24 protein-coding genes are annotated in these 23,497 nt (G+C 65.1%); 14 read left to right on the forward strand and 10 right to left on the reverse strand.

Going from position 1 to position 23,497, the window contains the following annotated elements:
- Positions 1 to 2: 2 nt before the first annotated feature.
- From VSR82_RS34335 to pxpB, 5 genes are all read right to left on the reverse strand, one after another.
- A complete protein-coding gene (locus tag VSR82_RS34335) occupies positions 3 to 959 on the reverse strand; it encodes a DUF979 domain-containing protein (protein ID WP_368586356.1) in 957 nt (318 codons plus the stop codon).
- Entirely contained in the window at positions 956 to 1,729 is a 774-nt protein-coding gene (locus tag VSR82_RS34340; protein ID WP_368586357.1) for a DUF969 domain-containing protein, read from the reverse strand. The genes VSR82_RS34335 and VSR82_RS34340 overlap by 4 nt, the downstream gene beginning before the upstream one ends.
- A 206-nt stretch (positions 1,730 to 1,935) precedes the next feature.
- Positions 1,936 to 2,688, reverse strand: a complete 753-nt coding sequence (gene pxpA, locus VSR82_RS34345; RefSeq protein WP_368586358.1) for a 5-oxoprolinase subunit PxpA — start codon at positions 2,686 to 2,688, stop codon at positions 1,936 to 1,938.
- Between the two features lie 20 nt (positions 2,689 to 2,708).
- On the reverse strand, positions 2,709 to 3,761 hold the full coding sequence (locus tag VSR82_RS34350; protein WP_429461655.1) for a 5-oxoprolinase subunit C family protein: 1,053 nt from the start codon (positions 3,759 to 3,761) through the stop codon (positions 2,709 to 2,711).
- Complete coding sequence (pxpB, locus tag VSR82_RS34355) at positions 3,758 to 4,411, reverse strand: 5-oxoprolinase subunit PxpB (protein WP_498858483.1); 654 nt, start codon at positions 4,409 to 4,411, stop codon at positions 3,758 to 3,760. Before pxpB ends, VSR82_RS34350 begins: the two co-directional genes overlap by 4 nt.
- A gap of 210 nt (positions 4,412 to 4,621) precedes the next feature.
- On the opposite strand from pxpB, the gene VSR82_RS34360 reads away from it, so the two are divergent.
- Positions 4,622 to 5,134 (forward strand): winged helix DNA-binding protein, encoded by a 513-nt coding sequence (locus tag VSR82_RS34360; protein WP_018418717.1) that lies wholly within the window; start codon positions 4,622 to 4,624, stop codon positions 5,132 to 5,134.
- A 50-nt stretch (positions 5,135 to 5,184) separates the two neighbouring features.
- On the opposite strand, the gene VSR82_RS34365 is transcribed toward VSR82_RS34360, so the two are convergent.
- On the reverse strand, positions 5,185 to 5,727 hold the full coding sequence (locus tag VSR82_RS34365; protein WP_410852168.1) for a 5-formyltetrahydrofolate cyclo-ligase: 543 nt from the start codon (positions 5,725 to 5,727) through the stop codon (positions 5,185 to 5,187).
- 77 nt (positions 5,728 to 5,804) lie between these two features.
- Here VSR82_RS34365 and VSR82_RS34370 point away from each other — a divergent pair, with 77 nt between their 5' ends.
- From VSR82_RS34370 to VSR82_RS34385, 4 genes are all read left to right on the forward strand, one after another.
- Positions 5,805 to 7,772: a lytic transglycosylase domain-containing protein gene (locus tag VSR82_RS34370; protein ID WP_368586362.1), complete on the forward strand. Its 1,968-nt coding sequence runs from the start codon at positions 5,805 to 5,807 to the stop codon at positions 7,770 to 7,772.
- A gap of 82 nt (positions 7,773 to 7,854) precedes the next feature.
- Positions 7,855 to 8,808, forward strand: coding sequence for a complex I NDUFA9 subunit family protein (locus VSR82_RS34375; RefSeq protein WP_368586363.1), 954 nt, complete (start codon positions 7,855 to 7,857; stop codon positions 8,806 to 8,808).
- A 40-nt stretch (positions 8,809 to 8,848) separates the two neighbouring features.
- Positions 8,849 to 9,502, forward strand: a complete 654-nt coding sequence (locus VSR82_RS34380; RefSeq protein WP_498858484.1) for a glutathione S-transferase family protein — start codon at positions 8,849 to 8,851, stop codon at positions 9,500 to 9,502.
- Positions 9,499 to 10,731 (forward strand): multifunctional CCA addition/repair protein, encoded by a 1,233-nt coding sequence (locus VSR82_RS34385; protein WP_368586365.1) that lies wholly within the window; start codon positions 9,499 to 9,501, stop codon positions 10,729 to 10,731. Before VSR82_RS34380 ends, VSR82_RS34385 begins: the two co-directional genes overlap by 4 nt.
- A gap of 31 nt (positions 10,732 to 10,762) precedes the next feature.
- Here VSR82_RS34385 and VSR82_RS34390 read toward each other — a convergent pair whose 3' ends face one another.
- Positions 10,763 to 10,957 carry a DUF2905 domain-containing protein gene (locus tag VSR82_RS34390; protein ID WP_018418711.1) on the reverse strand — a complete coding sequence of 65 codons (195 nt, stop codon included), beginning with the start codon at positions 10,955 to 10,957 and terminating at the stop codon, positions 10,763 to 10,765.
- 31 nt (positions 10,958 to 10,988) lie between these two features.
- Complete coding sequence (locus tag VSR82_RS34395; RefSeq protein ID WP_410852165.1) at positions 10,989 to 12,191, reverse strand: class I SAM-dependent methyltransferase; 1,203 nt, start codon at positions 12,189 to 12,191, stop codon at positions 10,989 to 10,991.
- 13 nt (positions 12,192 to 12,204) lie between these two features.
- Here VSR82_RS34395 and VSR82_RS34400 point away from each other — a divergent pair, with 13 nt between their 5' ends.
- The 6 genes from VSR82_RS34400 to VSR82_RS34425 all read left to right on the forward strand — a co-directional run bounded on the left by VSR82_RS34400 (position 12,205) and on the right by VSR82_RS34425 (position 18,700).
- Positions 12,205 to 13,032, forward strand: a complete 828-nt coding sequence (locus tag VSR82_RS34400; RefSeq protein ID WP_368586367.1) for an SDR family oxidoreductase — start codon at positions 12,205 to 12,207, stop codon at positions 13,030 to 13,032.
- 90 nt (positions 13,033 to 13,122) lie between these two features.
- Positions 13,123 to 13,518 (forward strand): dihydroneopterin aldolase, encoded by a 396-nt coding sequence (locus tag VSR82_RS34405; protein WP_013090805.1) that lies wholly within the window; start codon positions 13,123 to 13,125, stop codon positions 13,516 to 13,518.
- A gap of 3 nt (positions 13,519 to 13,521) precedes the next feature.
- Complete coding sequence (ttcA, locus tag VSR82_RS34410; RefSeq protein WP_498858485.1) at positions 13,522 to 14,523, forward strand: tRNA 2-thiocytidine(32) synthetase TtcA; 1,002 nt, start codon at positions 13,522 to 13,524, stop codon at positions 14,521 to 14,523.
- Positions 14,524 to 14,664: 141 nt separating this feature from the next.
- Complete coding sequence (gene glmU, locus VSR82_RS34415) at positions 14,665 to 16,026, forward strand: bifunctional UDP-N-acetylglucosamine diphosphorylase/glucosamine-1-phosphate N-acetyltransferase GlmU (RefSeq protein WP_429461665.1); 1,362 nt, start codon at positions 14,665 to 14,667, stop codon at positions 16,024 to 16,026.
- Between the two features lie 59 nt (positions 16,027 to 16,085).
- Positions 16,086 to 17,903 (forward strand): glutamine--fructose-6-phosphate transaminase (isomerizing), encoded by a 1,818-nt coding sequence (glmS, locus tag VSR82_RS34420; RefSeq protein ID WP_368586370.1) that lies wholly within the window; start codon positions 16,086 to 16,088, stop codon positions 17,901 to 17,903.
- Between the two features lie 197 nt (positions 17,904 to 18,100).
- Complete coding sequence (locus VSR82_RS34425; protein ID WP_429461667.1) at positions 18,101 to 18,700, forward strand: rhomboid family intramembrane serine protease; 600 nt, start codon at positions 18,101 to 18,103, stop codon at positions 18,698 to 18,700.
- Positions 18,701 to 18,749: 49 nt separating this feature from the next.
- Here VSR82_RS34425 and VSR82_RS34430 read toward each other — a convergent pair whose 3' ends face one another.
- Positions 18,750 to 19,010: a DUF6723 family protein gene (locus VSR82_RS34430; RefSeq protein ID WP_368586396.1), complete on the reverse strand. Its 261-nt coding sequence runs from the start codon at positions 19,008 to 19,010 to the stop codon at positions 18,750 to 18,752.
- 558 nt (positions 19,011 to 19,568) lie between these two features.
- On the opposite strand from VSR82_RS34430, the gene VSR82_RS34435 reads away from it, so the two are divergent.
- From VSR82_RS34435 to VSR82_RS34445, 3 genes are all read left to right on the forward strand, one after another.
- Positions 19,569 to 20,246 carry a transglycosylase SLT domain-containing protein gene (locus tag VSR82_RS34435; RefSeq protein ID WP_429461669.1) on the forward strand — a complete coding sequence of 226 codons (678 nt, stop codon included), beginning with the start codon at positions 19,569 to 19,571 and terminating at the stop codon, positions 20,244 to 20,246.
- 197 nt (positions 20,247 to 20,443) lie between these two features.
- Complete coding sequence (locus VSR82_RS34440) at positions 20,444 to 21,316, forward strand: DUF2242 domain-containing protein (RefSeq protein ID WP_429461671.1); 873 nt, start codon at positions 20,444 to 20,446, stop codon at positions 21,314 to 21,316.
- A gap of 782 nt (positions 21,317 to 22,098) precedes the next feature.
- On the forward strand, positions 22,099 to 22,350 hold the full coding sequence (locus VSR82_RS34445; RefSeq protein ID WP_368586375.1) for a hypothetical protein: 252 nt from the start codon (positions 22,099 to 22,101) through the stop codon (positions 22,348 to 22,350).
- Positions 22,351 to 22,428: 78 nt separating this feature from the next.
- Here VSR82_RS34445 and VSR82_RS34450 read toward each other — a convergent pair whose 3' ends face one another.
- Positions 22,429 to 23,358, reverse strand: coding sequence for a DMT family transporter (locus VSR82_RS34450; RefSeq protein ID WP_429461674.1), 930 nt, complete (start codon positions 23,356 to 23,358; stop codon positions 22,429 to 22,431).
- Positions 23,359 to 23,497 lie beyond the last annotated feature (139 nt).

Consider the following 23,497-nt stretch of genomic DNA (forward strand, 5'->3'; position numbering starts at 1 on the left):
CGCTACAGAAACATCAAAAAGTTCAACAGAAAAATATTGATCACCAGCAGCGTCAACGCGGTCGGAATCTGCGCCTTGATCACCGCATTCTTGTCGGGTAATTCGAGCAGCGCGACCGGCACCATGTTGAAGTTTGCGGCCATCGGCGTCATCAGCGTGCCGCAGTAGCCGGAGAACATGCCGATCGCGGCCATCACGGCCGGGTTGCCGTGGAACACGCCGACGAGGATCGGCACGCCGACGCCGCCCGTCATCACCGGAAACGCGGCGAAGCCGTTGCCCATCACCATCGTGAACAGCGCCATGCCGATGCAGTACACGGCCACCGCGACGAAGCGGTAGTCGAGGCTGATATACGACGTCGTCACGTGCGCGACCGCCTTGCCGACGCCCGCGTCCGAGAACACGAGGCCGAGCATGCCGAGCATCTGCGGCAGCACCGCCGCCCACGACAGCGCATCGACGAGGCGGCGCGCTTCCTTCATCGACTGACCGACCGTGTCGCGTGTAATCACACAGGCGATCGCGAGCGCGATCACGCAGCCGAGACCGAAGCCGATCAGCGTGACGTTGGCCTTCTCGATCAACGGCACACCGCCGAACACAAGATGACTTGCCGCCAACGTGATGATCACGGTGACGATCGGAATCGTCAGCGCGGGCACGAACAGCCTGTTGCGCAGACGCGCGGCGCTCGCTTGACGCGCTTCGAGCGACAGCGTCTTGGGCTTGCCCGCGGTGACGCCGCCGAAGCCCGCGATCAGCGCCATCGCGATCACCGCGACGCCGACCACGGCCGGCGGCAGGCGGTCGCCGATCAGGAAGATCAGCGCGTAAAGAATCCAGAAGCCGCCCGCAGTGAAGCGGCGCGGATGCTGGCGGTCCATAACGATCATGCCGCCGACGATCAGCAGCACGATGCCGAGCAACCAGAACAGATAGGTGATCGTGAAGGTCATGCTTCGTCTCCGGTAGCACGCGTGCCCGACGACGGCGTCGATGTGGCAGTCGCTTTCGCGCTCGAGGTACCGTCCGGCACCTTGCCGCGCAATTCACGCTCGAGCCGCCGGTCGAGCAGCCAGAGCCGGAAGCCATGCACGATGAACGCGCTGATCGCGGTCGGAATGCCCCACACCGCCACGTGAATCGGCTCGACGACGATGCCCGCTTCCTTCAGGAAGGTCGTCATCAGCACGATCGCGCCGAACGCGACGAAGATGTCCTCACCGAAAAAGAGCCCGACGTTGTCGGTTGCGGCCGAGAACGCGCGCAGCCGGAAGCGCACCGCGTCGCTGATCTTGCCGAATCGGTTCTCGGTCGCGCCCTCGGCCATCGGCGCGATCAGCGGACGCACCATCTGCGGATGGCCGCCGAGCCCGGTCAGGCCGACCGCGGCGGTCAGCTCGCGCACGGCCAGATAGACGATCAACAGACGCCCGGCGGTCGCCGCCTTGATGCCGCTGATCCACGCCTGCGCACGCTCGCGCAGGCCGTGTCGTTCGAGCAGGCCGATCACCGCGAGCGGCAGCAGGATGATCAGTGGGATATTGCGTGTCTTGATGAAGCCGGTGCCGATCAGAGCGAGGATTTTTTCCGGCGGGAAATGCGCGGCGAAACCGGTGATGATCGCGGCCACGGCGACGATCAGCATCGGATTGAAGCGCAACAGAAAGCCAACGATGATGACGGCCACACCGATGAGCGGCCATAGACTGACGGTTGTCTGCATCAGGGTCTCCAAAGAGGTAATTCAACTTCGCCGCGGGTGGCGGCTGACGTGAACCGGTGCATGCGGCCCCATGCGCCGGCGTGCTGCCGCGGCTCTGCGGCCGCGTCGAACTCTCTTCACCTACCCCGCGGATGCGCGTGCGTCGGCATCGGCGGGTTTGCAGCGGGCATCACCGCGCGCGGTGTGCACGGCGGCGATGCGAACGCTCAGACGCGCGCGACGCCCGCCGGGTGCACTTCGATGCCGGCCTCGGCGAGCGCGTCCCGAATGCGTCGCGCGAACGCGAGCGCGTGCGGGCCGTCGCCGTGCAGGCAGATGGTTTGCGCCTTCAACGGCACCCACTGTCCGTCGACGGCCTTCACGCGTTGCTCGCGGATCATCGTAAGCGTGCGCGCGAGCACTTCGTCCTCGTCCTCGAGCAGCGCGCCCGGCTCCTTGCGCGGCACCAGCGAGCCGTCGGCGCGATAGCCGCGGTCGGCGAACACTTCCTCGATCGCGGTCAGGCCCGCGTTGCGCGCGGCGCTGACGAGCCCGCTGTTGGCGAGCGCGAACACCGCCACCGACGGATCGAAGTCGTGCACCGCGGAGACGATCGCGTCGGCGATCTTCGCGTCGCGCGCGGCCTGGTTGTACAGCGCGCCGTGCGGCTTCACGTGCGCGATGCGTCCGCCCTCGGCCTGCGCGATCGCCGACAGCGCGCCGAGCTGATACAGCACGCCCGCGTAGATCTCGCCCGCCGGCAAATCCATTTCCTTGCGGCCGAAATTCTCGGGATCGTTGAAGCTCGGATGCGCGCCGATCGACACGCCTTTTTGCACGGCCCAGCGCACGCAATCGCGCATCGCGTTGGGTCCGCCCGCATGCCAGCCGCATGCGATGTTGGCCGAGCTCACGAGGTCGAGCAGCGCCTCGTCGGAGCCGCAGCCTTCGCCGAGATCGGCGTTCAGATCGATTTCCATGGGGATTCCTTTATTCACCGTTACAGCGCCGCGAGCGCCGCCTGGCGCGTGCAACGCTCTTCATGCATCGCGATCGCGGCATCGATCTGCCGCAGATACGTGCGTTCTTCCAGTAAAGCCTGGCGCGCCTCATAGGGCGTCGTCGGGATGAAACGGACCGCCGCGTTCAGGCGCACCTGCGCGAGCTTCCACAGATCGGCCTGGATCACCGCGCCGATCTTCGGATAGCCGCCGGTGGTCTGCGCGTCGCTCATCAGCACGATCGGCTGACCGTTCGGCGGCACCTGGATCGTGCCGGGCAGCACCGCGTGCGACAGCAGATCGGTCTTGTGCGTGCGTTTGAGTTCCGTGCCGGCAAGGCGGTAGCCCATGCGGTTACTGTTCGGCGTGACGAGCCACTCGTCGGACCAGAACGACTGCTGCGCATCCGTGGTGAAGCTGTCGTATTCGGGGCCGCGCAGCACGCGGATCGGTATCGCCCACGGCACGCCCGACGGATGCCGGCCGCGCCGCAGCGGCTCGGGGACCAGCACGAACTTGCACCATGTGGGCGCCTTCACGCCGAACGCGGGCGCCTCCGGCGCGAAGCCGAGGTGGCCGCGCTGCGGCGGCACGCCGACCGGCAGACGGTCGCCATCGTTGAGCGCGCGGCCGCCGAGTCCGCCGAAACGGCCGGCGAGATCGGTGCTGCGCGAGCCGAGCATCGGCAGCACGTCGATGCCGCCCGCCACGCACACATACCCGCGCATGCCGCGCTTCGCCGCGTTCAGCACGAGCTCCTGGCCGGCCTGCACGGGCATGCTCCACCATGAATAGACCGGCTTGCCGTCGAGCGTCGAGCCGAAGTCGGGGCCGGCGATCGCCACGCGGGTTGCGCGCAGAAAGCGCAGCACGGTCGGTCCGAAGGTGATTTCGAGGCCGGCCGCATCCGGGCGATTGCCGACCAGCCGGTTGCCGACTTCGAGCGACAACCGGTCGAGCGCACCACCCATCGCGACACCGAGATGCCGGTAGCCGTGGCGGCCGAGGTCCTGGATCGTGGTCTGGAGACCCGCGCGGATCACGTCGATCATGCGTGCATCCCCGCGATCGTGAAGCGCACCCGGTCGCCGGGCTGCAGCAGGGTGGGCGGGCGGCGCGCCGGGTCGAACAGCGCCACTTCGGTGCGGCCGATCAGCTGCCAGCCGCCCGGCGACACCGCCGGATAGATGCCGGTCTGCTCGCCGCCGATGCCGACCGAGCCCGCCGGCACTTCGAGCCGTGGCGACGCGCGGCGCGGCGTGTGCAGCGCCGCGTCGAGCCCACCCATATAGGCGAAGCCGGGCTGGAATCCGAGAAAGAACACCACGTAGGCGCCGCCCGCATGACGCTCGACGACCTGGCGCGCGCTCAAGCCCGTATGTTCGGCGACCGCCTGCAGATCGGGGCCGAATGCGCCGCCGTACTGCACCGGAATTTCGACGTCGCGTGTGGGCGCGGCGGTTTCTTCCGCTGCGTTCCAGGCCGTCAGCAACTGCTCGCCGAGCGCGTCGGCGTCGGTTGCGAGCGGGTCGAACACGAGCGTCAGATTGTTCATACCGGGCACGACCTCGAGCACCTGCGGCCAGTCGCGCGCGGCTTCAGCGGCGGCCCACACGCGCTGCTGGCACTCCAGCGTGGCCGGCGGGGGCGCTTCGCAGACGAGCGCGGTATCGCCGAGCGGAAAGATTCGTGGTTGGCTCATGAGTGGGCGGCCCGCATCGAGTCGGAAAATGAGCCGGACAGCGCGGCACGTTGGCGCATGTCCGGCACGGAGTCGGCAACGTTTCGGGAGTACATTATCAATAAAATATTGACGATTTATCAATAAGCGTTTTTGCCAGGCTCGTCGGCGACGGGGCATCGTCGTACACTTGCGACACTTTTCCATCCCAATTCGTCACGGGAACCTCGTATGACGCGTCATCCCACCAAGATCGTTTCGTCGGAACACCTCGTCTCCGAGAGCAGCGCGGAGCTGTCCGAACTCGAATACGCGCTGATCATGGCGGGCAATGCGTTCAACCGCTGGATGGTGCGCTGCATGTCGGCGGCCGGCGACAAGGACATGACCGCGATCGAGGTGTCGCTGCTGCACCACGTGAGCCATCGCGAGCGCCGCAAGAAGCTCGCGGACATCTGCTTCGTGCTGAACATCGAAGACACGCACGTCGCGACTTACGCGTTGAAAAAGCTCGTAGCTAGAGGGTACGTAAAAAGCGAAAAGACCGGCAAGGAAGTGTTTTTTTCCGCAACCGACGCGGGCCGCGAGCTATGCCTGAAGTATCGCGAGGTGCGCGAGAACTGCCTGATCTCGACGCTCAAGGAAAGCGGCCTGACCAACCAGCAGATCGGCGAGGCCGCGCAGTTGATGCGCAATGCGTCGGGGCTGTACGACACGGCGGCGCGCGCGGCCGCTTCGCTGTAACGACGAAATAGCGCGAAAACGCCGAGCGTCACACGGCGCGCATCGCGAGTTCAGTCCGGCAGCGCCGGATGAAACCCCGCTTCGGTCACGATCAGATCGAGCGGAATGTCGTGCGCCTCGCGTTCCAGCGTGTCGGTGCGGCACGCTTCGTACGCGATGCCGACCGTGATCGGCTTGTGCGCGGTCGGCCAGGCGGCCAGCGTGCGGTCGTAATAGCCGCCGCCATAGCCGAGCCGATAGCCGTCCGAGTCGAAACCCACGCAGGGCACGAACAGCAGCTCGGGCAGCACGACGCGCCCCGAAGTGGGCTCGGCAATCTTGTGATGACCGATTTTCATCGGCGTCGCGGGCGTCCACGCATGGAATTCGAGTGCCATGCCGCGTTCTTTAATGATTGGCAGACTGGCTTCGTGATGCGAATCCGCGGCGAGCCAGATCCCGATCGCGCCGCGCGCGTCGAACTCGCCGGCGAGCGGCCAGTAGAATCCGGCGCTGCGTACCGCATAGTGCTTCAGCGCGTCGAGCATTCGACGCCCGAGCGCGGCATTCTTCGACGGCTCGGAAGCCGCTTGCAGACGGCTTTCCAGCAACATCCGGCGCAGCGCCTTTTTGGTTGCGGGGACAGGGTTGCATGCTATGCTTGGGTCCAATTCGCGCTCCAGAAACAACGATGTCAAAACGCCTTTTTCGAGTATATCGCGCGGCCGGTATCGCGCTGGCCGCAGCGGCACTCGTGGCCTGCAGTACTGCCTCGGCCGTCAAGCCCCTCCCGATCTCCCAACTCACGAACGACGACCAGATTTTCGTCCAGCTTCGCGAAGCCGCGCGCACTAACGACGCAGCGCGCGCAGCCCAGCTCGCGAGCATGATCCCGGATTATCCGGCGCCCTCGTATCTGGAGTACTTCCAGATCAAGCCGCAGCTGTTCGATTCGACCGGCCATGCGCGCATCGACGCGCCGGATGCGCCGGTGCTCGCGTTCCTGCAGAAGTACGACGGCCAGGCGATCGCGGATCGCATGCGCAACGACTATCTGACCGTGCTCGGCACGCGCCACGACTGGCGCAACTTCGACCAGCAGTACGCGAAGTTCGTGCTCGACGACGACACTCAGGTCAAGTGCTACGCGCTCGAATCGCGCGCGTCGCGCGGCGAGAACGTCGCGGACGCGGCGCGCGCGCTGCTCGTCGATCCGAAGTGGTACGGCGACGGCTGCGTCGATCTGATCACGGTGCTCGGCGTGAACCATCAGTTCAGCAGCGACGACGTCTGGGCGCAGATCCGTCTCGCGTACGAGCAGAACTACACGAACACCGGCAGTAAGCTCGTCGACGCGCTCGGCGACCCGCCGCCCGACCCGGTGCTGTTCAGCCAGGCCGCCAATACGCCGCCGCTGCTGCTCGCGCGCGGCGTCGGACCGGACGCACAATCGCATCAGCTGGCGCTGCTCGCGATCACGCGCATGGCGCGCAACGATCCGGCCATGGCCGCGGCCACGTTCGCATCGGTCGCGCCGTCGCTGAATTCGCCGGAGCGCGCAATCGGCTGGGGCACGATCGGCTATCAGGGCGCGCTCAAGCAGATGCCTGCCGCGGTCGACTGGTTCCGGCTGTCGGCGAACGCGCCGCTGTCGAATCCCGCGTATGAATGGCGCACGCGCAGCGCACTGCTCGCCGGCGACTGGAACATGGTGCGCTGGTCGATCGAACAGATGCCCGAGTCGCTGCGCAAGCAGCCGTCGTGGGTGTATTGGCATGCGCGCGCGCTGAAGCAGGCCGGCGACACCGCGACGGCCAACCAGGAATTCCAGTCGATCGCGTCGAACTTCAATTTCTACGGCCAGCTTGCGCTCGAAGAGCTCGGCCAGAAGATCACCGTGCCGCCGAAAACCACGGTCACCGACGCCGAAGTGCAGCAGGCCGGCACCACGCCGGGCTTCGATCTGGCGCAGCGCTTCTATGCGCTGAATCTGCGGCTCGAAGGCAATCGCGAGTGGAACTGGCCGCTGCGCGGCATGACCGACCGGCAACTGCTGGCGGCCGCCGAGTACGCGCGCCGTATCGAGCTGTACGACCGCACCGTCAACACTGCGGACCGCACGAAGAGCGAGCACGATTTTTCACTGCGCTATCTATCGCCGTTCCGCAACATCGTCGAGCAGGACGCGCAGTCGAGCGGGCTCGACGTCGAGTGGGCGTACGGGCTGATTCGTCAGGAGTCGCGCTTCATCATCAATGCGCGCTCGGATGTCGGCGCGGGCGGACTGATGCAGCTGATGCCGGCCACCGCGCAGCTGGTCGCGAAGAAAATCGGTCTGGGCCCGCTCTCGCGCGAGCAGATGAACGACATCAACACCAACATCCTGCTCGGCACGAACTACCTGGCGATGATCTACAATCAGTTCGACGGGTCCGCCGTGCTGGCCACCGCTGGCTACAACGCAGGTCCGGGCCGTCCGCGCAACTGGCGGCAGTCGCTGCAGCGCCCGGTCGAAGGGGCGGTGTTCGCCGAGACGATTCCGTTCCAGGAGACTCGCGACTACGTCAAGAATGTGCTGTCCAACACGGTCTACTACGCGGCATTGTTCGAAGGCCGTCCGCAATCGCTGAAGGCGCGCCTGGGTTACATCGCACCGTAAGCGCCTTGCCGCCGCAATCTCGTTTCGAGGTTGCGGCGCGCTTCGCCAGCCGTTGCCGCGGCTTCCATCAGGGAGTCGAAAAATGCGACATCAAGCTATCGCGGTCATCGGCGGCTCCGGATTCATCGGCAGCTACCTCGTCAACTCGCTCGTCGAAATGGGCAAGGATGTGCGCGTCGCCACACGGCGACGCTACAACGCGCGCCATCTGACCACACTGCCGATCGACGTGCTCGAAACCGACGTGTTCGATCCGGTGCAGCTCGCGCGCTTCGTCGAAGGAGCGGATTGCGTGATCAACCTCGTCGGTATCCTGAACGGCAAACGCGGCAAGCCTTATGGACCGGAGTTCGCGCATGCGCACGTCGAGTTGCCGACGCGCATCGTCGCCGCCTGCGAAGGCAAGGGCGTGCATCGGCTGATTCATCTGAGCGCGCTCGGCGCCAATCCGAGCGGCCCGAGCATGTATGCGCGCTCGAAGGGCGACGGCGAGAAAGCCGTGCATGCGGCGAACGTCGCATGGACGATCTTCCGTCCGTCCGTCGTGTTCGGACCCGAGGACGCGTTCCTGAACAAGTTCGCGTTTTTGCAGCGCGTGTTTCCGGCCATCCCGCTCGCGATGCCGGACGCGCAATTCCAGCCGGTCTATGTCGGCGACGTCGCGAAGGCGATCGTCAACGTGCTCGATATGGATGGCGCGGGCCGCCGCACCTACGAGCTCGGCGGCCCCACCGTCTATACGCTCGAAGACCTGGTGTCGTATTGCGGCGACGTGATCGGCAAGCATGCGCGCATCATCCGTCTGCCCGAGCCGCTCGCGCGGCTGCAGGCGCTGAGCTTCGAACTGGCGCCGGGCGAACCGGTGATTTCGCGCGACAATCTCGATTCGATGAAGGTCGCCAATATTCTGAGCGGGCCACTCGCGCCGGAGCTCGGACTCGAACCGGTCAGCATCGAAGCGATCGTGCCGACGTATCTGACCGGCGCGTCCTCGGGGTCGCGACTCGACACGTTCCGAGCCAGCGCGGGGCGCTGAACCCTCGCACAATCCCATCCAACACTCCCTGATAACAAGCATGAAACTGCTGATTGGTGACAAGAACTATTCGTCGTGGTCGATGCGTCCGTGGCTGCTGCTCACGCACTTCGGCATTCCGTTCGACGAGGAACTGATCCTGCTAAACGAAGCGGACACGAATGCGAAGATCCTCGCTCGGGCACCGCGCGGACCGGGCAAGGTGCCGTGCCTGATCGACGACGCGGGTCAGGCCGTGTGGGATTCGCTCGCGATCGCCGAAACGCTCGCCGAGCGCTTCCCGCAACACGCGCTGTGGCCGCGCGACGCGCCGGCGCGCGCGCATGCGCGCAGCGTCAGCGCCGAGATGCATTCGGGCTTCGGCGATTTGCGCTCGAAGATGTGGATGAACATCCGTGCGTCGTTCCCGGGCAAGAACGCGACGCCCGGCGCGCTCGCCGACATCGCGCGGATCGAGACGATCTGGCGCGACTGCCTCGACACCTACGGCGGTCCGTTCCTGTTCGGCGAATTCGGCATTGCCGACGCGATGTATGCGCCGGTCGCCATGCGCTTCAACACGTGGAAGCCGGCGTTGTCGCAGACCTCGGCCGCCTATGTCGAGCGGCTTACCGGGCTGCCCGCGGTCAATGCATGGATCGATGCCTCGCGCCGTGAAACGCACGCGATCGCCTATCAAGACGAATGCCCATGAATATCTATGCAGTAGGTGGCGCGGTCCGCGACGAGCTGCTCGGCGTACCGGTGCAGGACCGCGACTATGTGGTGGTGGGCGCGACGCCCGAGCAGATGGTCGCGCAGGGCTATCGGCCGGTGGGCAAGGACTTTCCGGTTTTCCTGCATCCGCAGACGCACGAGGAGTACGCGCTCGCGCGCACCGAGCGCAAGACGGCGGCCGGTTATCACGGCTTCCAGTTTTTCTATGCGCCCGACGTGACGCTCGAAGAAGATCTCGCGCGCCGCGATCTGACGATCAACGCGATGGCGCGCGAGGTGCGCCCGGACGGTGAGCTGACCGGCCCCGTCATCGATCCGTTCAACGGCCAGGCTGACTTGCAGGCGCGGCTCTTTCGCCATGTCAGCGATGCGTTCCTCGAAGATCCGGTGCGGATTCTGCGCATCGCGCGTTTCGCGGCGCGCTTCGTCGAATTCACGGTCGCGCCGGAAACGCTGGCGCTGATGCGCGAAATGGTCGCCGACGGTGAAGCCGATGCGCTGGTGGCCGAGCGCGTGTGGCAGGAAGTGTCGCGCGGATTGATGGAGAAGAAGCCGTCGCGGATGTTTGACGTGCTGCGCGAGTGCGGCGCGCTCGCGCGAGTTCTGCCGGAGATCGATGCGCTGTTCGGCGTGCCGCAGCGCGCCGACTATCACCCCGAAGTCGATACCGGTGTTCACGTGATGATGGTGCTGGACCATGCCGCGCAGCAGGGCTACACGCTGCCGGTGCGCTTCGCAGCGCTGACACACGACCTCGGCAAGGCGACCACGCCCGAGGAGCAACTGCCGCGGCACATCGGCCACGAGGGCCGCAGCGTCGATCTGCTCAAGCCGTTGTGCGAGCGGCTGCGCGTGCCGAACGAGTGCCGCGATCTCGCGGTGCTGGTCGCGCGCGAGCACGGCAATATTCATCGCGTGATGGAGATGGGGGCGGCAGCGCTGGTGCGCCTGCTCGAGCGCAGCGACGCGATCAGGAAGCCGGCGCGCTTCGCCGAGGCGCTACAGGCCTGCGAGTCCGATGCGCGCGGGCGGCTCGGCCTCGAGATGAGCGAGTACCCGCAGGCCGAGCGGCTGAGGGTGGCGCTGGTGGCCGCGCGAGGCGTGGATGCGGGAGCGGTCGCCAAGCGGCTCGCCGATGCGCCGGCGGGCATCAAGGACGCCGTGCATGAGGAGCGGGTGCGCGCGGTGCAAGCGGCGCTTGCCTGAAGCGGAGGTAACGTGAAGCGGCGCGCGGTGTCTACAACACCCGCGCCAATAGCGATAACAGCATCGACAGCACCAGCGTCGACATGAACGGAAACGGATACTCGCGGCCGAACAGCCGCAAGGTCACGTCGCCGGGCATCCGGCCGATGCCGAGCTTCCTCAGCCAGGGCCAGCACGACGACAGCACCGCGACGGCAACGAAGGTAGTCAACAGCCAGCGAATCATCGCGAATCCTCGAAGCGGAGCGGCTTCACAATCACAGCGTATGCGAGCGGTCGCCGCTCGAAAAGGCCCGCAGCGTATCGTCGAGTCCGCGCGAAAACGCGATCACCTTGAAGAGTTCGCCCATCTCCGCCTCGGACAGCAGCTTCTGTACCGCGTTGGCCGCGGGCAGAAAACGCCTGGCGTCGGCGGGATCGATTTCGCCGAGCACCTCAGTGACACCCGCGTTCAGCAGGAAGCGCGCTTGCGACGTGAAGCCGAGCAGGTCCGCGCCGGTCTCGACGCCCGCCTCGGCGATGCCGGTGAATTCGACGTGCGCGGTGATGTCCTGCAGACCGGGGTACAGGAACGGGTCGCCGTGCGCGCGATGCCGGTAGTGGCACATCAGCGTGCCCTGCGCGCGCTGGTCGTGGTAGTACTCATGGCGCGGAAAGCCGTAATCGATCAGCAAGATCGCGCCGCGCGCGAGCATCGTGCAGATCGTGCGCGTGAAGGCGCGGGCGGCTTCGTGCGTTTCGGTCACGTAGCCGTCGGCGGCGTTCTCGCGATCAGTATCGATTTCGGTCAGCAGCGCGCGGTCCGCGGCGGCCGCGACGGGGCGGTCGTCGAACGCGAATGCGCCGTCGCGCCACACCACGCCGCGCTCGTGCCAGACACCGCCGTTTTGCGCGAAGAGGCGCACCGGCATCGCATCGAGCACCTCGTTGCCGATCACCACGCCTTCGAAGCGCTCCGGCAATGCGTCGAGCCAGCGCACTTTGGCGAGCAGTTCGGGCGCGGCCGCCGCGATCGTTTCGCGCTGCCGCTCGCGCAGCTCCCCCGACAGATCGACGATCGAATAGCTGTCGAATTCGGCGCCGAGCGTGTCGAGCGCATTGAGCAGCCCCGCGGCGAGCTTGCCGGTGCCGGCACCGAACTCCATCACGTCGCGCGTGCCGCTCGCCTCCAACGCTTCGGCGACCGGGCGCGCGAGCGTCGCGGCGAACAGCGGCGACAGTTCCGGCGCGGTGACGAAGTCGCTGCCGTCGTCGGCGCGCAGGCCGAATTTGCGCGCACCGCCGCTGTAGTAGCCGAGCCCCGGCGCGTACAACGCGCGCTCCATGTAGCGGTCGAACGGCAGCCAGCCGCCGGCCGCGTCGAGCTGCGCGCGGATCTCGGCGACGAGCGCGTCGGACTGCGCGAGCGCGCTCGGGCCGGGAGCAGGTAAACTATCGGGTTGGTGAGCTTTCGGATTCATCCCCGCATTGTAAATGACCGTTTCTCCGGACATCGCTGCCCGCGCTGCCGAAGCGCCGATTGAACCGCCCCGCGTCGTGCTGATTACCGGCGCCGCGCGCCGCATCGGGCGCGCGCTCGCACTCGGCTTCGCCGCGCGCGGCTGGGACGTGGCCGTGCACTATGGGGCCTCGCGTGAGGACGCCGACGAAGTGGTCGCGCAGATCGTCGCGCTGGGCCGCCGCGCGGTCGCGCTGCACGCCGAGCTCGGCGACGAAGCGCAGGTCGCGCGGCTGCTGCCGGACTGTGCCGCGGCGCTAGGGCGGCCGTCGTGCATCGTCAACAACGCGTCGCGCTTCGAGGAAGACACGGCGCGCGACGTCGGCTACGAGCTGCTGCTGAAGCTGACCGCGATGAACCTCGGCGCGCCGCTGGTGCTTGCGCGCATGCTTTACGACGCGACGCCCGATGCTGCGCTGCGCGACGAAAGCCAGCGCAGCGTGGTCATCAATGTGCTGGATCAGAAGCTGTACAACATGAACCCGGACTATCTGTCGTACACGCTGTCGAAGGCGGCGCTGCAGACCGCGACGGTCGCGCTCGCCCAGGCGCTCGCGCCGAAGGTCCGGGTGGTCGGGCTCGCGCCCGGCCTGACGATGCAATCGGGCGACCAGACCCAGCACGGGTTCGAGGCCGCTCACCGTATGACGCCTCTGGGCCGTGCGTCGCGGCCCGAGGATATCGTCGCCGCCGCGCTGTATCTCGCGGATGCAGCCGGCGTCACCGGAACGACGCTGGTGGTCGACGGCGGGCAGCATCTCGTGCCGCTGCCGCGCGACGTAATGTTTTTGACGGGCGCCTGACATGCGCGCGCGGCCAGCCTTCGAAGCGGCCGTCGCGTGTGGAGCAGCGCCCCTTTGCGTGCCCCGCACGCTTTTTTGACTGGAACGAACATGTTTGCCGCTCTTTCGCACCCCCGGCTCGCCGATTGCCGCCGGCTGTTTCTGCGCAATTACGAAGTGCACATCAATATCGGCGTGCACGACTTCGAAAAGCGCGGCGAGCAGCGCGTCGTGATCAACGTCGAACTGTTCGTGCCGCTCGCGATGTCCACGCCGGTACACGACAAGCTCACCGAAGTCGTCGACTACGACTTCATGCGCTCGACGATCGCCAAGCGCGTGTCGCAAGGCCATATCCATCTGCAGGAAACGCTGTGCGACGACCTCGTGCGCGTGATGCTCGAACATCCGCAGGTGCGCGGCGCGCGCGTGTCGACCGAGAAGCCGGATGTTTATCCGGACTGCGACGCGGTCGGCGTCGAAGTCTTCCGCATCAAGGAGGACTGAGAGATGAATGCACCGGAAATGCTGAACGCAGGCAAGCAGGCCGCCGAGGCCGCCACGGCCTCGAACGCTGCGCGTGCGCCGAAATCGCCGCTCACGCGCCGCGAGCAGAAGGAGGCGTACGAGAACAACAAGCTGTTCAAGCGCCTCGCGCGCCAGGTCGGCCAGGCGATCGGCGACTACAACATGATCGAGGACGGCGACAAGGTGATGGTGTGCCTGTCGGGCGGCAAAGATAGCTACGCGATGCTCGATATCCTGATGCGGCTGCGCGAGCGCGCGCCGATCAATTTCGACATCGTCGCGGTCAACCTCGACCAGAAGCAGCCGGGCTTCCCTGAGCACGTGCTGCCCGAGTATCTGACCCAGCTCGACATCCCGTTCCACATCGAGAACCAGGACACCTACAGCATCGTCAAGCGGCTCGTGCCCGAGGGCAAGACCACCTGCTCGCTGTGCTCGCGACTGCGGCGCGGCATCCTGTATCGCGTCGCCGGCGAGCTCGGCGCGACCAAGATCGCGCTCGGCCATCATCGCGACGACATCCTGCAGACGCTGCTATTGAACCTGTTCTACGGCGGCAAGCTGAAGGGCATGCCGCCCAAGCTGCAATCGGACGACGGCAAGAACATCGTGATCCGGCCGCTTGCCTACGTGAAGGAAACCGATCTGGAGAAGTACGCGGAGCTGCGCGAATTTCCGATCATTCCGTGCAATCTGTGCGGTAGCCAACCAAACCTGAAGCGCGCGGAAATGAAGGCGCTGGTGCGCGACTGGGAGAAGCGTTTCCCCGGCCGCATCGAGAACATGTTCAACGCGCTGTCGAACGTGGTGCCGTCGCATCTGATGGACCACCAGCTGTTTCCGTTCGCGGGGCTGCGTGCGACCGGCGAGGCCGACCCGCAAGGCGACATCGCGTTCGACGAAGAACCCTGCTCGAGCGGCGACGAAGGTGCGCCGCTCACCGGCGCCAAGACTATTCCGCTGGTCCAGTTCGACGACCTGTAGAGAGCGAAAATTGCTTGTTTTGGCGGTATTCCGGCGGTTTTCCGCTGGCCTGCACGTCCTGCCGAGGCCGCTTCTGCGGCCTTTTTTGCAGGTGCAGCATGATAGAATCGTCCGCTCCAAACTCGTCTATTTGCCGACGCCATGAACATCGTCATTTTGGCGGCAGGTACCGGCAAGCGCATGCGGTCCGCGCTTCCCAAGGTGCTCCATCCTCTGGCCGGCCGGCCGCTCCTCGCTCATGTCATCGACACCGCCCGCGCGCTGAAGCCCGCGCGCCTGATCGTCGTGATCGGCCACGGCGCCGAAGCCGTGCGCGAAGCCGTCGCGGCGCCCGATATCCAGTTCGCGGTGCAGGAGCAACAGCTTGGCACCGGCCACGCGGTGCAGCAAGCGCTGCCGCTGCTCGAGCCTTCGTTGCCCACGCTGGTGCTCTATGGCGACGTGCCGCTCACGCGCGCGCAAACGCTGCGCGCACTGACGGAGCGCGCCGGCCGGGACGGCTACGGCGTACTCACCGTCACGTTCGACGACCCGACCGGCTATGGCCGCATCGTGCGCGATCAGCATGGCAACGTGCAGCGCATCGTCGAACAGAAGGACGCAAGTCCCGAACAGCTGAAGATCGCTGAAATCAACACCGGCATCATCGTCGCGCCAACCGCGCGCCTCGCCGGCTGGCTCGCGGCGCTCAAGAACGACAACGCGCAAGGCGAGTTCTATCTGACCGACGCGGTCGAGATGGCGATCGAAGCCGGCCTCGAAGTCGTCACCACGCAGCCCGACGACGAGTGGGAAACGCTCGGCGTCAATAGCAAGCAGCAGCTCGCCGAACTCGAGCGGATTCATCAGCGCAATGTCGCCGACGCGCTGCTCGTCGCGGGCGTGACGCTCGCCGATCCGGCGCGCGTCGACGTACGCGGCACGCTCGAATGCGGCCGCGACGTATCGATCGACGTCAACTGCGTGTTCGAAGGCAGCGTGTCGCTCGCTGACAACGTCAGCATCGGGCCGAACTGCGTGATCCGCAACGCGCGTATCGGCGCGGGAACGCGCGTCGATGCGTTCACGCACATCGAAGGTGCGGAAGTCGGCGCGAAGGCCGTTGTCGGTCCGTATGCGCGCTTGCGCACAGGCGCGGCGCTGCAAGACGAGTCTCATGTAGGGAACTTCGTCGAGATCAAGAACGCGGTGCTCGGTCATGGCTCGAAAGCCAACCACCTCACCTACATCGGCGACGCGGATGTCGGCGCGCGCGTGAATATCGGCGCGGGCACGATCACCTGCAACTACGACGGCGCGAACAAATTCCGCACCGTGATCGAGGACGACGTGTTCGTCGGCTCGGACACGCAACTGGTCGCACCGGTGCGCGTGCAGCGCGGCGCGACGATCGCGGCCGGCACCACGGTGTGGAAAGACGTCGCCGCGAATGCGCTGGTGTTGAACGATAAAACCCAGACGAGCAAGACGGGCTACGTGCGCCCTGTCAAAAAGAAAAGCTGATCGATACGGCGCGCCCACGACGCGCGCTCACTGAATTCGGCACTGAAAAGGAATACACCATGTGCGGCATTGTCGGCGCGGTTGCGCAACGTAATATCGTTCCCGTCCTGATCGAAGGACTGCGACGTCTCGAATATCGCGGCTACGATTCGTGCGGCGTCGCCGTGCTCGGCGCTCGCGGGCCGAGCCGCGCACGCAGCGTCGCGCGCGTCGCCGACCTCGACGCTCAGGTGCGCGAAGGTCACCTCGAAGGCGTGACGGGCATCGCGCATACCCGCTGGGCCACGCATGGCGCACCGGTTACCGACAACGCGCACCCGATCTTCTCGCGCGATGCGCTGGCGTTGGTACACAACGGCATCATCGAAAACTACGAGACCCTGCGCGAAATGCTGCGTGGCAAGGGTTACGAGTTCGTTTCGCAGACCGACACCGAGGTTATTGCTCACCTGATCCATAGCCTGTATCGCGGCGACCTGTTCGCCGCGGTGCGCGAGGCGATCGCGCAACTGCATGGCGCGTATGCGATCGCGGTGCTGCACCGGGATCAGCCGCATACGGTCGTCGGCGCCCGCCAGGGCTCGCCGCTCGTGGTCGGACTCGGCGACGGCGAAAACTTCCTCGCCTCCGACGCGCTCGCGCTCGCGGGCAGCACCGAGCGCTTCATCTTCCTCGAGGAAGGCGACGTCTGCGAACTGTCGCTCGATGGCGTGCGCATCGCCGATCGCCAGGGCGAGATCGCGCAACGCGAGGTGCGTCAGGTCGCGGCCTATGGCGGCGCGGTCGAACTCGGCCCGTATCGCCACTTCATGCAGAAGGAAATCTTCGAGCAGCCGCGCGCGATCACCGACACGATTCCGCAAGCCGACGCGTTCGATGCGTCGATCTTCGGCGAAGGCGCCCGCCAGGTGTTCGCGGACATCGACAGCCTGCTGATTCTCGCGTGCGGCACCAGCTACTACTCGGGACTCACCGCCAAGTACTGGCTCGAATCGGTCGCGAAGATTCCGACTCAGGTCGAGATCGCGAGCGAGTATCGCTATCGCGAGTCGGTGCCGAATCCGAAGTCGCTGGTGGTGGTGATCTCGCAGTCGGGCGAAACCGCCGACACGCTCGCGGCGCTCAAGCACGCGCAGGAACTCGGCCACAACCACACGCTTGCGATCTGCAACGTCGGCACGAGCGCGATGGTGCGTCAGACCGAGTTGTCGTTCCTCACGCATGCGGGCCGCGAGATCGGCGTAGCGTCGACCAAGGCATTCACGACGCAGCTGGTCGCGCTGTTCACGCTGGCGGCAACGCTCGCGAAGCTGCGCGGACGTTTGAATGACGAGCAGGAAGCGAGCTATCTGAAGCAGTTGCGCCACCTGCCGGCCGCGCTCAACAGCGTGCTCGCGCTGGAGCCGCAGATCATCGCGTGGGCGGAGGAGTTTTCGCGCAAGGAACACGCACTGTTCCTCGGACGCGGCATGCACTATCCGATCGCGCTCGAAGGCGCGCTGAAGCTCAAGGAGATTTCGTATATCCACGCCGAGGCGTATCCGGCTGGCGAGCTCAAGCACGGGCCGTTGGCGCTCGTGACCGAAGCGATGCCGGTGGTGACGGTTGCGCCGAACGATGCGCTACTCGAAAAGCTGAAGTCGAACATCCAGGAAGTGCGCGCGCGCGGCGGCGAGCTGTATGTGTTCGCCGATGCGGACACGAAGATCGTCAACGGCGAAGGGCTGCATGTGATCCGGATGCCAGAGCACTATGGCTTGCTGTCGCCGATCCTGCACGTGGTGCCGCTGCAGTTGCTCGCGTATCACACCGCATGTGCGCGTGGCACGGATGTGGATAAGCCGCGCAACCTGGCGAAATCGGTGACGGTGGAGTGACGACGAAGCAGGAGAAGACGTAGCAAACGACGGCTGCGACGAACCAGGCCGTCGGTTCGCGCCAAATCAGCCGCACCGCCAAACGGTGTGGCTGACGAAACATCCACCGCTCCAATCGGCATCTGTCGTCCCACGATGCCTCGGCGTGACGACGCCAGCTCGACTACCCTCTGTCGACATCCCGTGGCCACGTCACCATGAAGACCTCATCTCCCAACACGCTCACCGAGAAGCTCAAGTCCCGGGTCGTACTGATCGCGCTGTTCGTCGGTTCGATGTGGGCCGCGTTCTTTCTGTCGGTTGCGTTGCCGTTCCTGCATCTGGACGAACTCGGTGTCGTGCCGAGTACGCTCGGCGGCTTGCAAGGGATCCTGTTCGCGCCGTGGCTGCATGCGAGCGTCGGGCATATCGCGGCCAACACGAGCGGGCTCGTCGTGCTGGGCTGGCTGTGTATGTGGCCGCACATCGGCGGCTTCTGGCGCGCAACCATCGGCGCGATGCTCGGCGCCGGTCTTTGCGCGTGGCTGTTCGGCGCGCCGTATTCGGTGCATATCGGCGCGAGTGGGCTGGTGTTCGGCTATGCGGGTTACCTGGTCGCACGCGGGTACTACACGCGCAATCTGGTGTCGATCCTCGTGGCTCTGGTCGTGGTCGGCAGCTACGGCCTGAGTCTGCTGTTCGGTGTGCTGCCGATCTATCCCGATGTGTCGTGGCAGAGCCATATCGGCGGCGTGATCGGTGGTGTGCTCGCGGCGCGTTCGGGGGCCGGGGCTGCGCGCCGGATGCGAGCGCGCTGACGGAGATCTCCGGTTCGTTGGAATGGGCCCGGTTCGAGGGCGTATCGGCCTACAACTCCGGCCGCGCCAGATCGCTCGCGACGATGTGCTCGCCATACACCTGCGCTGCCGCGAGCGCTTCGACGCGGCTCGGATGCGGACCCAGTTCGGGCGCGCCGTCGAACGGAAACAGCACGCGGCCGTCGGTCGTGCGCACGACCTTCAACACGCCGAAGAAGCGCCGGTAGCCAGCCATCTTCGCGCTCGCCGAAATCTCGAAGTCGTCCTCCGATGTGCCCGGGACGCTGGGAATAAACGCGGTCTTGCTCATAGCTGAAAACATCGGTTGTTCATCGAAGCGGTGCGCAACGATGCGCACGGCCGACGTGCATTGTCTCAAATCCGCGCGAATGATGAAGCGAGCGAGCCCCCTCGCCGCGCGATCAGCAGGTTCGATTACTACCGGGACGGAAAAGTGCAACTAACTGCACAAGAGTTGCGAGGCAAAAAGCTGCTGGGCGTCGGTGTCGCTGTGTTTCTACGTGCAACGCGATACGAACCCGGACACGTGATATCCGAAGGATGCGCACGGCAAAGTCGACAAGTCGAACGATCCGCCGGTCGCACTGCGCGTGAACGTCGACACGACTGACGAACCGCCCACGCGCAAAGCAGGCGAGCGTCCGGTCTGTTCCGAGCGTGATAGCGACGACGTCGCCGCCTTTCCTCCAGACGCTGACGGACGGTTTCGACCTGAAGGCCAAAGCGGCCAGAGAAGCGGATCGAAAAATGCGAAGAGTTATGGTCACCCTTGATTTAAAAGACAAAAATGGTGCCGCACGGTACAGCGGGGCTATAATGCGCGGATCTTTGCTCTCCGACGTCCACCATGAGCCGATTACTTTGCCTGATCGTGCTTTCGCTCGGCCTCGCGCAAACCGCGGCGGCCGACGAAAACACTGACCGAATATCGGCGTACCTGACGCAGAAATTCGGTGTGGGCAAAGAAAAAGCTCAAAAGATCTCCGACGCGGTGCAATCAGCCGCCAACAAATACTCCCTCCCTCCGGCGCTGCTGCTCGCCATCATCTCGATCGAATCCCGCTTCAAGGAAAAGGCCCGCGGCGCCAATGGCGCGACGGGGCTGATGCAGGTCGTACCGCAGGCTCACCGCGGGCTGTTGCGCAACGTGAAGGACCTGACCGAACCGGGGGCGAATATCGAAGCCGGTTCGGCGATCCTGTACGGCTACATGCGCTCGGCGAACGGCGATCTGAATACCGCGCTGAAGAGCTATGGCGGTTCGAAGGCCTATGCGCAGAAGGTGAATCTGCGCGTCGAGGATTTCGCGGCGGTTGCGACGCCCGCGGACGGCGTATCAGGAGCCGCTGGGCGGGCCGCGTCGTGCGAGGCGGATCGTTGCGCCGGTGCGAACCCGTGGGCCGACGCGTTCAGCGTACCTGCGGCGCTCACTGCACCTGTGGCGCCTGCCGCGAGCGGGGCCACTGCGGCCTCTGGGTCGACTTCGGCCGCGACAGCGGGCTCGACGCGCACGACATCCAACTAGGCGCGCCCGCGCGGTTTCTACTCCCGTTCTAGCCCGTATGCGCTGCGAAGGCCGGGCTTCGTGCATCCAATTGATGTGCTGTGTTACATGACGTAATGTGGTTCGGGCTCCGGCTTGCACGCTTTTTACGCACGTGGCGCTACCCGCTCTACAATGCATTCCCATTCGCGCTCACGAGGCGCTTCTTGCACCTGATCATGCAGACCCCCTTCTCCCGCACCACCGCCGCGGCCCTGTTCGGGCTGCTCGCGCTCACGGCATGCAGCAGCAGCACGCCGCAACCCAAATTTACGCAGGAACTGTTCGAAACCGGCGCAAGCCCGTACGCGCGCAATTTCAATTCGAGCACCGGCGATAGCTGCGAAGCCGCGCGCCGCGCACTGCTGAGCCAAGGCTATCTGACGACGATGTCGCGCCCCGATACCGTGGATGGCACGAAGAATTTTCAGCCGACCGGCGATTCGCACGTGGTTGTCGAATTTCACGTCGTCTGCACACCGGGCGAAGAGGCGGCCAATACCAGCATCGTTTATGTGAACGCGGTGCAGAACGGCTTCGCGTTGAAGAAGAGCGATACGTCGGCGAGCGTCGGGCTCAGCGTGCTCGGTTCGCTGTCGCTGCCGATTCGCTCGAATAGCGACGCGATGGTGAAGATCTCGAGCGAAACGATCCCGTCGGGCAAGTTCTACGACCGTTTTTTCAGCCTCGTCGATCATTACTTGCAAACCGTCGTGCGTACGCAGCCGGTGGCGAGCAGCTCGATCGAAACACGCACGCTGCCGATGCAGGTAACCACGCCGCTCCAGCTGACGATTCCTGACCCGGTCCCCGAGCCGGTACCGGCGGCGGCTCCCGCTGCCGTTCAGGCGACGCCGGCCGTGCCGGTTCAGGTGTTGTCGCCAACTACCGCTCAAGCGGTCCAACCAGCGCCCGCCCCCGTGCAGTTAACCGCGCCCGCACCGGTTCCGTTAACAACGCCGTCGCCCTCTTCTCCGGTCCATCCATCCGGCCCGATCGGCCAAGCCGCGGCGATCGAACCCGCGAGCGGCACGGCGCCTCTGGTGCCGTGAAGGCAGCGCAGCGACTTTCGCATCAAGGCTGATCAAGTCCCGATCAGCCTTTTACTCATGCGCGCGGTCAGATTCACCTTATGGTGTTTACTTGATACGTATACATACGTAGTAGTAGTTAACAAGGGTTAACCGATTCTGTGGATAAGTGGCAAATGTCGCGCCGCTTCAACATCATGCGAAGCCGATAACCCTGCGGAACACCTCGGTAGAAAAACTACATAACTGGGATAAGTTCGAACACCCGTTAACCGACCCCCACCTTTATCAAGATTTCGCGCACAGGCTGTTCCTCGCGCTATCCCGAAGTTATTCAGAGGTCGCTGTGGATAACCATCGCCTCCGAAGCACGCCTTCCGTTGCTGGGCACCTTCGCTTCGCGTGATGCGAAGCGCTCGCCAACGCACAGAATTTCGCCCATCGAACGCGCACATTGATGACGCGGTACGAAGATTGCGCGCCTTCTTATTGCAAGCGCAACTGTTGCTATTTCGTCAAAACCATTTGCCCAGCGAACAATCCGGCATAGAGTTAAAGTGTTTTGTGAGGTTTCTGGTGCAGTGCGGGGGATGTATGAAACGCAGATCAGCACGACAGCTAGTCCGTCTTCTGTCGGACCTTCGACATGCGGCCCATTGCAGATCGTTGCGGGCGGCCTCGACCAATCGGGTGATGGCGCTGGCAGCCGCCGAGGCTGCCGAGAACGGCGACACCACTCGCGACGACGACAGTCCCGAGTCCACGCGCGATGCGCAGCGCGACAAGCTGTTCCGGAGCAGATCATGAGAACCGCGAGCGAACAGTCGTTGCGGTTTCTGGTCGACAAGTGGCTTTCGCCATCGCCGGCCGAGCCGGTTCACGTGACCGAGTTCAGCCGCACGCGCACCGGCGGGCGGCGTTATGTGCGGGTGGAAACTTCATCGGAAGAGGGCGCGCGAGGTTTGTTCTTCTTTCGGCACGACGATGGCTGCTGGTGCGTGTTTCCGCCGACCGCCGATACGCCGAGCCAATTCGCTCATCCACGCGCAGCATAGTTAGGCGAATGGGAAGGACGCCTGCCGGTGCGGATCGCGCACCGAGCGTCGGCGTCGAATGGTTTTAACCGCTGTCAATCACAACCCCTGCGGAGCACGCTGCCGGGCGCGTTTCCAGCCCGGCAGCATCTGACACACGATCAATCCCGCGAGCATCAACGCACAGCCGAACAATGCGCGAGCCGTCAGCGTTTCGCCGAGCACGAGCCAGCCCGCGAACGCCGCGAATACGCCTTCCATGCTGAAAATCACCGCCGCATGCGAAGGCGCCGCATAGCGCTGCGCAACCACCTGGATCGTATACGCGACGCCGACCGATAACGCACCGCCGTAAACGATGGTCGGCGCGGCTCGCACAATTACCGCGGCGCTAACGGGCTCGACGACGAGGCCGATCGACAGACATACGAGCCCACAGGTCACGAACTGCACGAGTGCGAGCATCAGCGTGTCGTGGCGCGCCGCGAAGCGGCCGACCAGCATCATCTGCGCGGAAATCACCAGCGCCCCGGCGAGCTGATACCAGTCGCCATACAGCATCGAGAAGTGCTCGTCGACGCTCAGAAAGTACATGCCAACGGCCGCGAGCAACGCGCCAAGCCATGTACCGAGGCCGGTCCGGTGGCGAAACAGCACGCCGAGCAGCGGCACGATCACCACATACAGCGAACTGATGAAGCCCGCGTTCGCGATCTTCGTGTACTGCAGGCCGATCTGCTGCAGCGAGATTGACTCGGCCAGCACGACACCGAGCAGTCCGCCCGCGCCAAGCAGTTCGCGTGCACCGCCGGGCGCGCGCTTCGTCAGTTCGGCGAGCGCCGGGCGGCGCACGCAGACGATCATCGTCAGCACGACGAGCGCCCCGAGCAGAAAGCGCAGGCCGGTGAACAGGAATGGGCCGATCGTATCGAGGCTCAGTCGCTGTGCGACGAACGCGGAGCCCCAGATCATCGCGGCGATCAGCATCAGCACGTTCGCGCGCAGGTGTTGTCGGCTGTCGGGATTCAAGGTTGGTTCTGATTTGTCGTGTGGATCCGGCTGGAAAGCCGCAAGGGCGCTTCACGCGGTGCGCAGCCCGTAAGGAATCGCTCACATGATACGCGGGACTCGCGCGCAGGGCAGGCAAAGCCCGCGAGCCGCGCGATAA

This window comes from Burkholderia sp. JPY481 (assembly GCF_038900515.1).
Classification (GTDB): Bacteria; Pseudomonadota; Gammaproteobacteria; order Burkholderiales; family Burkholderiaceae; genus Paraburkholderia; species Paraburkholderia youngii.

Bases quoted from the DNA above. Each gene is read 5' to 3' on its own strand.
- ttcA (WP_498858485.1), top strand. From the start codon at position 13,522: ATGAATGCACCGGAAATGCTGAACGCAGGCAAGCAGGCCGCCGAGGCC.
- VSR82_RS34380 (WP_498858484.1), top strand. From the start codon at position 8,849: ATGAAACTGCTGATTGGTGACAAGAACTATTCGTCGTGGTCGATGCGT.
- VSR82_RS34425 (WP_429461667.1), top strand. From the start codon at position 18,101: ATGAAGACCTCATCTCCCAACACGCTCACCGAGAAGCTCAAGTCCCGG.
- VSR82_RS34385 (WP_368586365.1), top strand. From the start codon at position 9,499: ATGAATATCTATGCAGTAGGTGGCGCGGTCCGCGACGAGCTGCTCGGC.
- VSR82_RS34365 (WP_410852168.1), bottom strand. From the start codon at position 5,727: ATGTTGCTGGAAAGCCGTCTGCAAGCGGCTTCCGAGCCGTCGAAGAAT.
- VSR82_RS34390 (WP_018418711.1), bottom strand. From the start codon at position 10,957: ATGATTCGCTGGCTGTTGACTACCTTCGTTGCCGTCGCGGTGCTGTCG.
- VSR82_RS34395 (WP_410852165.1), bottom strand. From the start codon at position 12,191: ATGAATCCGAAAGCTCACCAACCCGATAGTTTACCTGCTCCCGGCCCG.
- VSR82_RS34340 (WP_368586357.1), bottom strand. From the start codon at position 1,729: ATGCAGACAACCGTCAGTCTATGGCCGCTCATCGGTGTGGCCGTCATC.
- pxpB (WP_498858483.1), bottom strand. From the start codon at position 4,411: ATGAGCCAACCACGAATCTTTCCGCTCGGCGATACCGCGCTCGTCTGC.
- VSR82_RS34375 (WP_368586363.1), top strand. From the start codon at position 7,855: ATGCGACATCAAGCTATCGCGGTCATCGGCGGCTCCGGATTCATCGGC.
- VSR82_RS34430 (WP_368586396.1), bottom strand. From the start codon at position 19,010: ATGAGCAAGACCGCGTTTATTCCCAGCGTCCCGGGCACATCGGAGGAC.
- VSR82_RS34440 (WP_429461671.1), top strand. From the start codon at position 20,444: ATGCAGACCCCCTTCTCCCGCACCACCGCCGCGGCCCTGTTCGGGCTG.
- VSR82_RS34350 (WP_429461655.1), bottom strand. From the start codon at position 3,761: ATGATCGACGTGATCCGCGCGGGTCTCCAGACCACGATCCAGGACCTC.
- glmU (WP_429461665.1), top strand. From the start codon at position 14,665: ATGAACATCGTCATTTTGGCGGCAGGTACCGGCAAGCGCATGCGGTCC.
- pxpA (WP_368586358.1), bottom strand. From the start codon at position 2,688: ATGGAAATCGATCTGAACGCCGATCTCGGCGAAGGCTGCGGCTCCGAC.
- VSR82_RS34405 (WP_013090805.1), top strand. From the start codon at position 13,123: ATGTTTGCCGCTCTTTCGCACCCCCGGCTCGCCGATTGCCGCCGGCTG.
- glmS (WP_368586370.1), top strand. From the start codon at position 16,086: ATGTGCGGCATTGTCGGCGCGGTTGCGCAACGTAATATCGTTCCCGTC.
- VSR82_RS34435 (WP_429461669.1), top strand. From the start codon at position 19,569: ATGAGCCGATTACTTTGCCTGATCGTGCTTTCGCTCGGCCTCGCGCAA.
- VSR82_RS34445 (WP_368586375.1), top strand. From the start codon at position 22,099: ATGAGAACCGCGAGCGAACAGTCGTTGCGGTTTCTGGTCGACAAGTGG.
- VSR82_RS34360 (WP_018418717.1), top strand. From the start codon at position 4,622: ATGACGCGTCATCCCACCAAGATCGTTTCGTCGGAACACCTCGTCTCC.
- VSR82_RS34335 (WP_368586356.1), bottom strand. From the start codon at position 959: ATGACCTTCACGATCACCTATCTGTTCTGGTTGCTCGGCATCGTGCTG.
- VSR82_RS34400 (WP_368586367.1), top strand. From the start codon at position 12,205: ATGACCGTTTCTCCGGACATCGCTGCCCGCGCTGCCGAAGCGCCGATT.
- VSR82_RS34370 (WP_368586362.1), top strand. From the start codon at position 5,805: ATGTCAAAACGCCTTTTTCGAGTATATCGCGCGGCCGGTATCGCGCTG.